Origin of the sequence: Micromonospora sp. NPDC047753 (assembly GCF_040642735.1) — a bacterium.
Classification (GTDB): Bacteria; Actinomycetota; Actinomycetes; order Mycobacteriales; family Micromonosporaceae; genus Micromonospora.
In genome coordinates this window covers 1-1,142 of sequence record NZ_JBEYSL010000890.1, presented here as the reverse complement: position 1 = coordinate 1,142, position 1,142 = coordinate 1, and the positions used below count along the sequence as shown (strand labels likewise).

The window sequence follows — 1,142 nt, the reverse complement described above, 5'->3', positions numbered from 1 at the left end:
GCCGACCGTGCCCGGCGGAGGGATCAAGCCTGACCGCCCGGAGCCGGGCACGGTCGGCCCAATCCCCGAGCTCAACCCCAGCGAACCGGGATCTCCAGCGGCGGCTCACCCTCGCCGGCCCAGAAGATGGTGCCGGTGGCGTCGACCACCACCACACGCGGTGTCCGGGCCAGGCCCCAGGTGATCGCCTCGGCCGGGTCGTCCCAGCTCGGCGCCTCCTCCAGCACCCCGGTCTCGGCGCCGGCGTCGTCGCCTGCCGACCGCTCCCAGTACGCCGTCCAGACCTGCTGACCGGCGGACATGTCCGGGTGCACGAAGACGGTGCCGCGCCCGCGCCAGGCGGCGAGCCGCTCCGGGACCACCGGCACCGGCGTCTCCCCGGTGACGGCCTCCAGGTCCTCCACGCCGAAGGCGTGCGGCAGCAGCTCGGCCATCCGCAGTGGCCGGGTCCTGCTCTCGATCAGGCACTCCGGCCCGCCGTGCTCCCAGAGCAGCTGCCGGCAGCGGCCACACGGCATCAACGGCTCGCCTGTCGCGTCGACGCAGGAGAGCGCGACGAGACGGCCGCCACCGGTGGCGTGCAGGCTGGACACGACCCCGCACTCGGCGCACAGCGTCACCCCGTACGCGGCGTTTTCCACGTTGCAGCCGACCACCACCCGGCCGTCGTCAACAAGTGCGGCCGCGCCAACCGGGAACGTCGAGTACGGCGCGTACGCGTGCCGCATCGCCTCGATGGCGGCAGCGCGCAACCGTGCCCAGTCAATGTCGGTCATGCCGCCATTCTGCCCAAGCTGCCCAGGTCAGGAGCGGGCAGGGGCGGCCGCCCGCCGTGATCAAGTGATGAGAAGTAGGCCAGGAACGGTCCCGGCATCTACTTTTCATGACTTGATCACGTGGGAACGGGCCCGCCCCGGAGGTCAGCCCTTGATGTAGGGCTTGCCGTCGGCGGCCGGTGCCCGGACCCGACCGACCAGCCCGGCGACCGCCAGGATCGTCGCCAGGTAGGGCAGCATGGCCAGGAACTGGCTGGGGATCGAGCTGCTGATCGCGCCCAGGTACGTGGCGAGCTGGTCGGCGAATCCGAAGAACAGCGCGGCGAGCAGCGCGCCGGTCGGGTTCCAGCGGCCGAAGATCAGCGC

The 1,142-nt window shown here is 72.1% G+C and carries 1 protein-coding gene and 1 pseudogene; both read right to left on the bottom strand.

From position 1 onward, the window contains the following. Positions 1 to 71: 71 nt before the first annotated feature. The gene (locus ABZ749_RS35510; RefSeq protein ID WP_357235828.1) at positions 72 to 776 is read right to left on the bottom strand and encodes a cytidine deaminase; all 705 of its coding nucleotides are present in this window, start codon (positions 774 to 776) and stop codon (positions 72 to 74) included. A 144-nt stretch (positions 777 to 920) separates the two neighbouring features. Then, a pseudogene (locus tag ABZ749_RS35505) lies at positions 921 to 1,142 on the bottom strand (ABC transporter permease); the annotation flags it as partial.